This is a genomic window from Actinobaculum sp. oral taxon 183 str. F0552, from assembly GCF_000466165.1.
Taxonomy (GTDB): Bacteria; Actinomycetota; Actinomycetes; order Actinomycetales; family Actinomycetaceae; genus Peptidiphaga.
Window position 1 is genome coordinate 66,089 of sequence record NZ_KE951407.1, and the last position, 7,366, is coordinate 73,454.

Here is a 7,366-nt window from a genome sequence, read left to right on the forward strand (position 1 = left end):
CCCGGGGACGGATTCCCGAGGCCCTCACAACGTTGGCCGGCGCGACGTCAGCGCGTCACCGCTTCTTCCTGCTGGCGGCCCTGCGCTGGGCGCGGTTCATGCCGCCGGCGTTGCCGCCGCTGTGCGCTCCCCCGCCGTGCCTGCCGCCGTGTCCGGCGCCTCCGTGCTTGGGGGCGCGGCGCACGGCCCGGCCGGCAGAGTCGGTGGTCTGGACCCCGTCGCTGCCGTCCTTCGCGGAGGAGGAGTAGGCCACGGACCGGGACGAGCGCTTGGGCGGCTTGATGCCCAACACCTTCTCCGCGTCCACGCGGCCACCTGCGTCGTCGTTGGCCATCCGAGCGGCGATCTGGCGCTGCTCGGCCTCCGTGGACACCGCTTCGGCTGCCGCCGCCTCTTCGTCGATGAGCGAGGCTTCGCGCTCCTCCCTCTCGCTGGGGAGCTCGAAGTTGAACAGGAAGCGAACCGACTCCTCCTTGATGCCGTCGTTCATGGCCTGGAACATGTCGTAGCCCTCGGACTTGTATTCGACCAGCGGGTCGCGCTGGGCCATGGCCCTCAGGCCGATGCCCTCCTTGAGGTAGTCCATCTCGTAGAGGTGCTCGCGCCACTTGCGGTCTAGGACGTTGAGGATCACCTGGCGTTCGAGCTCGCGCATGGCCTCCTCCCCGACCTCGGCCTCGCGGTCCTGGTAGTTGGTGTGGATGTCCGTCTTCAGCTCGGCGAGCACGTGGCCGCGGTCGAGCTTGCGCACGTCGCCGGCCTCCTCGATGAGCTCCTCGACGGTGAAGCCGGGCCGGTAGAAAGTCTTCAGCTCGGACCACGCGCCGTCGAGGTTCCAGTCGTCGGGGGCGTCCTCCTCGGTGTGGGAATCCACGATGTCCTCGACGACGAAGTCCAGGAAGCCCTGAACCATCGGCTCGAGGTCCTCCCCCTCCAGGATCCGGCGCCTCTCGGCGTAGACGACGTTGCGCTGCTCGTTCATGACGTCGTCGTACTTGAGGACGTTCTTGCGGATCTCGGCGTTGCGGGCCTCGATCGATGTCTGCGCGCGCTCGATCGAGGAGGAGATGATCTTGAATTCGAGCGGGACGTCCTCCGGGTAGCGGGAGGGGTCGAGGGCCCGCGTCGCCAGGCCGCTGGCGAAGAGCCGCATGAGGTCGTCCTCCAGGGACAGATAGAAGCGGGACTCGCCCGGGTCGCCCTGGCGGCCGGAGCGCCCGCGCAGCTGGTTGTCGATGCGCCGCGACTCGTGGCGCTCGGATCCGAGCACGTACAGGCCGCCGAGATCGACGACCTCGTCGTGTTCGGCGGCGACGGCGTCCTGGGCTTCCTTGAGGGCGGCGGGCCAGGCGGCCTCGTATTCGGCGGGCGTCTCCTCTGGGTCGAGGCCGCGGGCCTTCAGGGCGGCGACGGCCCGATGCTCGGGGTTGCCGCCCAGCATGATGTCCGTGCCGCGCCCGGCCATGTTGGTGGCCACGGTCACCGCGCTCTTGCGCCCGGCCTCGGCGACCACGGCCGCTTCGCGTTCGTGCTGCTTGGCGTTGAGCACCTGGTGGGGGATACGGGCCTTGCGGAGCATCTTGGACAGCTCCTCGGACTTCTCGACGCTCGTCGTGCCGACCAGGACGGGCTGGCCGTTCTCGTAGCGCTCCTTGATGTCCTCGACGATGGCGCGGAGCTTGGCCGCGCGGGTCGGGAAGACGAAGTCCACCTTGTCCTCGCGGATCATCGGCATGTTGGTCGGGATGGGCACGACCCCGAGCTTGTAGGTGGAGGCGAACTCCTCCGCCTCGGTCTCGGCGGTTCCCGTCATCCCGGAGAGCTTGTTGTACAGGCGGAAGTAGTTCTGCAGGGTGATCGTGGCCAGGGTCTGGTTCTCGGCCTTGATCTCCACGCCCTCCTTGGCCTCGATGGCCTGGTGCATGCCCTCGTTGTACCGGCGCCCAGGCAGGACGCGCCCGGTGTGCTCGTCGACGATGAGGACCTCGCCGTCGCGGACGATATAGTCCTTGTCCCGTTCGAAGAGCTCCTTGGCCTTGATCGCGTTGTTGATGTAGCCGATGAGCGGCGTGTTGAGGGACTCGTAGAGGTTGTCGATTCCCAGAAGGTCCTCGACCTTGTCGATGCCGGGCTCCAGGATGCCGACCGTGCGCTTCTTCTCGTCCACCTCGTAGTCGGTCTCCTTGCGCATGTTCACGGCGAGCCGGGCGAATTCGAGGTACCACTTGTTGGCGTCGCCGTCCGCGGGGCCGGAGATGATCAGCGGAGTACGGGCTTCGTCGATGAGGATCGAGTCGACCTCGTCGACGATCACGAAGTTGTGGCCCCGCTGGACGCAGTCGCTCGTCTGCCAGGCCATGTTGTCGCGCAGGTAGTCGAAGCCGAATTCGTTGTTCGTCCCGTAGGTGATGTCGGCCTCGTATTCTTTGCGGCGTTCGTCGGGGGTTTGGCCGGTGAGGATGCAGCCGGTGGTCAGGCCGAGGAATCGGTGGATGCGACCCATGAGCTCGGACTGGTATTCGGCCAGGTAGTCGTTGACCGTCACGACGTGCACGCCTTCGCCGGTGAGCGCGTTGAGATAGGAGGGCAGCGTCGCGACGAGGGTCTTGCCCTCTCCCGTCTTCATCTCGGCGATGTTGCCGAGGTGGAGGGCGGCGCCTCCCATGATCTGCACGTCGTAGGGGCGCTGCCCGATGGTGCGCCGGGCGGCTTCGCGCACGGTCGCGAAGGCCTCGGGGAGCAGGTCGTCGAGACTCTCGCCGTCGGCCAGGCGCTCCTTGAACTCGTCCGTTTGCGCGCGCAGTTCCTCATCCGTCATATCCTCGAACGACGACTCCAGGGCGTTGACCTGTTCGGTGATCACCTTGAGTTTCTTGAGAGTTCGCCCCTCACCGGCGCGGAGGATCTTATTGAGCAGTTTTCCCACGAGGGTTTCTCCTAATGTGTTGCGCGGCCTCCCGCGTGTGGACATGCCGCATACATTCTAGGCGAGTTCCCCCGCATACGGCATCGCATGCGCTACGCCCGGGGATGAATCGCGCGGCAGCCTCTCGACCACCCGACGGCGCAGATCCGGCCGGCGCGTCCGAGCCAGAGGTGGGTGTGCAGTCATTTCTTGGCTGCTTTTTCGAGCAGGTCGAAGTAGCGGTCGATTCCCCATGGGATGGACAGTGGGGTGGGGCTGGAGAGGTCGCTCAGTGGGGTTTTATCGCCTAGCACCGCGACGCGTCCCTTTTTCACGGCGGGGATCTGCCCGTAGGTGGAGCTGTTCTGCAGGGCTGCCACTGCGGCGGGGTCATTTTCGGTAGGGCCATACGATATCATCAAGTCGACATCGGATAGATATTTGATGTCCTCAGGCTTCACAACAGGAGTAAAATCATAGACAGTGGTGGAATATTTTCTAACGATCAACGGAACAGGAAGACCAAGCTCAGTAAAAAGTCTCATACGTGAACTTTTATCTGAATACAATGTAATCGTGTCAAAATTTATATCATTAACTTTAAAAAGAATCTTCTTTCCCATAAGACCGGGATGCTTCGCTAAAGTTTGACTAAGCAATGAATGAAGGTTGTTGATAAGATTTTCACCTTGTTTTGGTCTGCCCAAGACTTTGGCAGTCATGCGAATGGAACAATCCATGGGCATTTGCCAGTCTAAACGAGAATAAACGATGACTGGAGCGATTTTAGATAATCTAATATACTGATCGTCTCTCAGTCCAGATGCATAAGCTAAGATAATATCAGGATTGAGATCTTTAATTTCAGATGATGGAGCTCCATCTGTGGCATAGACATCAGGATTCTTTCCACCCAATTCAGCGAGTTTCTCGTTAACCCAGGGAGCGAAACCACCATTCTCTTTCTCCAGTTCGGTCAATGCCGTCGGCATTCCAACCGGTACCACGCCGAGGGCGAGGGGAATGTCCTGACTTTGCCATCCCACTGTGGCGACGCGTTTGGGCTTTTTCCGTATAGTGGTTCGGCCGTAGGCATGACGTATCGTCATAGGGAACGTCACTTTTTTCCGTACTACGCTTTCAGCCGTATAATCAGTGCAAGGATCTCCTCTCATATCGATTGATGACGATATTATTTCATCAGGAGCTTGGGAATCCTGCGGAGTGGAAGATTTCACTCCGCATGCACCACAAACAAATACGAGTGAAACTATTAGTCTTTTCCACACGTTAAGCATACGACAGCTCATTTTCTACAGTCAAGGAAAGCACACAGAAAACGGAGCATGCGACAGACCCCACCCACCACGAAAAACCCGACGCGAAAAGCCCCGACAACGACAACAGGGCTGACGAACCCCACATCCCACGAAACTACGGGGCGAAGATGATCAGCGGATTGTGGGCATGTGGGCTTCAGAATCGAGTCGACTTTGTCGACAATCTTGCGGCTCCGTTGGATGTAACCACTCGCCTGCCAAGCCATGTTGTCGCGCAGGCAGTTGAAGTCGAACTCGTTTAACAGTTTTGTTCGTAAAATATTATCTCTGGGATGTTTTTTCAATCATGTCGAGATATGTATTGAGCCCCCAGAGGATGGAGAGTGGATAAGAATAACTGATAAGACCGTAATCCTTATTGTTTTGATCAAATTGAATGATTCTTCCGTTTTTAATTGCTGGAATTTGCCCAGCATATTGGTCAGCTTGCAAGCTTGCGATTTTATCTGCATTCAAGTCCGAGGGATTGTAGGGGACGAAAACATCAATGTCAGAAAAATAAGTAGGCAATTCTGCCCCCGAAATAGTACTAAACCTATTCAGGTATTTCAAGGCTTTAGGAAGTGGCAATCCAACATCATATAGAAATCCAGTGCGTGGATTATCAAGATTTAAGCTTCCGATACTTATCGATCCTTTTGAATTTAAATATACATCAGTGACAATAACATGTTTTCTTTTCAGGCTAGGATGAGTATTGAGTGCATTTTTAATAGTCGAACGAATTTTTCGAATTAAAAGTTCACCTCTTTTAGAAACACCCAATGCCCGTGCGTATAATCTCACTTTACATTCCATTATTCTCTGATTCCCTTTTATCTCACTCCCTTTTACCACATAATCGGTAAATGGTATGACGGGAGCAATTTTTGATAGCTTTTTATAATTATCATAACTTTCCAACTCAGAACTATCTACGAATATAACGTCGGGTTTATGTGATTGAATAGCCTCAGGGTACCATTTCATTTTCATATTGACTATTGCGGGCATGGGAGCATTTAGTTCGTGTAATTTTTCTATTTGCCATTTTGGTATCTCTTCTTGTCGACGAACGTCAGATATTGCAATAGGAGCGATATTTAGAGCAAGTACTGTGTCTTCTTCATGGTCGTAAAAACCGTATGTGGCAATTCTTTGGGGCTTTTTCCGAATAACTGTTGTACCGTATTCATGTTTTATTTTTAAAGGAAATTTAATACTATCTTTTGGTTTTTTGCATATTTCAGCTTTTAAAGCATCTGTAGATTGTGATAAATCAGGATCGGTATTCGCGCAACTCACACAGTTGCAGACACTGATACAAAAAGCAATTATAATGAATATTTTTATAATTTTTGAATTCAACATGATATTCTCCTCTATAATTGAATGGCAGTCTAATTTCAATTGATAAAATTACCCTCCTTGACCATTCCATTTACTATGAATAAAACGATTTCTTGCCTGCAATTGCGGCTCCTTCAATGATTCATCAGGTATTTCGTTTCCATTTTTATCGAAAAATCGTTCGTCCTCTGGAAGCATGTTTACATATTCTTTAATTCCTGGAACATCTTGTAATGAAGGACCTCCTTTAGGATTTTCATATTTTCTCACTATTGGACTTTCAATTCTTTCTTGATGTTTGATCTGAGTGCTACTAACAATGTCTGTCGCATTATTTACTTCTATATCTACATCTGCGCCATCTAAGGAGTGATCAGCAGCGATTCTGTTAATTCTATCGTCATCGCACAATTGAATTACACCATTTCCGACTTTTTGAAGACTACTTCCAACTACAGGAATGCTACTCACACCATAATCATTGACTTCCTTAAAAAATTTCATGACTTTACCGACTGTAGACTCAGATTCATCTATACCTGCCATTAATTCTGCTCTTTTGAGAACCTTTAAACTTTCTGAATAATTTTCTACAACATAATTTTTTAAAATATCTTTATGGCGATCATCGCCATAAGCTGTATAAGCTTTATAATAATCGGTTGTTAAATTATTAACCATATGTTTTGAAAATTCTTTTATTAATTTTTTATCATGTGCAATATCTTTAAAAAATTTACTCACATCTTTTACTTCTTTTTTACCATCTTTGGTGATGATTTCGTCATGCATCATCTTAGATAATTCAGAATCAAAAACAAGATGATATCGACCATCTCGAATATCCCAACTTCCTCCAGGTCCATCTTTGACACCGGTAAAGCGCTTTTTTTCTTCTACAATATCAGATACATATTCTTTTAGGATTCCTCCGATATGTGAGCGCAGATTAGAATTCATATACCCGAAAACGTCCTGTCCTTTTTCCTTATCCTGATTGCCTATCTGCCAACCGTCATAATTCCTATCCAAACCATCATTATACCCTTTAATGAATTCACGGGCGATATTCACCGACTTCGCCTTAGAAGTGTCGCCTGAAAGATCTTCAATAAGAGTGCCCAGCGCCGCACCCTTATCCTCTGCCCAGTAAAGCGCGCTAGAACCGACCTTCCCGACTTGGGTTCGATTCCCGACCAGATAGCGTGTCATATTCATTTCCCTATGACGAGGCTCGCCTGGTTCATTATCAGGCCACTTATCCACCCATTCAAGCTTGGAATTCATGAACGTCCGTGCAGGAGCCTTGTCCGGCGCGTTATCCATGGCTTCATACATATTCTGGAGATAATCCCACGATAAACCATCCTTAAACATCCCGGGATCCTCAGACTTCCCCCCTCCATAGCCCGATCCAGTTGTCACATTATTCAATCTGAAATTGACAGGATTTTCAGCATCCCATTTGACCATAGCTTTCGCCACAGAATTCTTCCCATCGACGCCGTTAAGGAAATGATCCCCAACAGAAAGCTCAGGATGCGCCCTCGCTCCCTGGCCAAGGTACTGACCGAATACTTCATAACCAAAAAGACTCATCTTCACTCCATTACGAGCGGAAATCACATTCCCCTCATAATCGTAACTCGTCTGTCCGTATTTGTTGAGTGCTGCTTGGAAGTCTGAGCGCCATTGGCGGACGGTTTTCTTGCCGTCCGTTGTCAGGGCGTTGTCCAGGGCTTTGAAGCCGTTGGTGGTGTCGGTGTCCGTTTTCGAGCTCCCGCCGGTGGCC

4 protein-coding genes are annotated in these 7,366 nt (G+C 52.3%); all 4 read right to left on the reverse strand.

All coding sequences use genetic code 11. The annotated features are described in order from the left end of the window. Positions 1 to 55 precede the first annotated feature (55 nt). The gene (gene secA, locus HMPREF0043_RS01460) at positions 56 to 2,971 is read right to left on the reverse strand and encodes a preprotein translocase subunit SecA (RefSeq protein ID WP_084431974.1); all 2,916 of its coding nucleotides are present in this window, start codon (positions 2,969 to 2,971) and stop codon (positions 56 to 58) included. A gap of 137 nt (positions 2,972 to 3,108) precedes the next feature. After that, positions 3,109 to 4,194, reverse strand: a complete 1,086-nt coding sequence (locus tag HMPREF0043_RS10510) for an ABC transporter substrate-binding protein (protein ID WP_198010257.1) — start codon at positions 4,192 to 4,194, stop codon at positions 3,109 to 3,111. Between the two features lie 312 nt (positions 4,195 to 4,506). Beyond that, a complete protein-coding gene (locus tag HMPREF0043_RS10515; protein WP_084431985.1) occupies positions 4,507 to 5,595 on the reverse strand; it encodes an ABC transporter substrate-binding protein in 1,089 nt (362 codons plus the stop codon). A gap of 48 nt (positions 5,596 to 5,643) precedes the next feature. After that, the coding region (locus HMPREF0043_RS11355) for a hypothetical protein (RefSeq protein ID WP_021601013.1) at positions 5,644 to 7,366 on the reverse strand (1,723 nt) is incomplete at its 5' end.

Excerpts from the sequence above, each read along its gene's own strand:
- secA (WP_084431974.1), bottom strand. The coding sequence starts at position 2,971 with ATGTCCACACGCGGGAGGCCGCGCAACACATTAGGAGAAACCCTCGTG.
- HMPREF0043_RS10515 (WP_084431985.1), bottom strand. The coding sequence starts at position 5,595 with ATGTTGAATTCAAAAATTATAAAAATATTCATTATAATTGCTTTTTGT.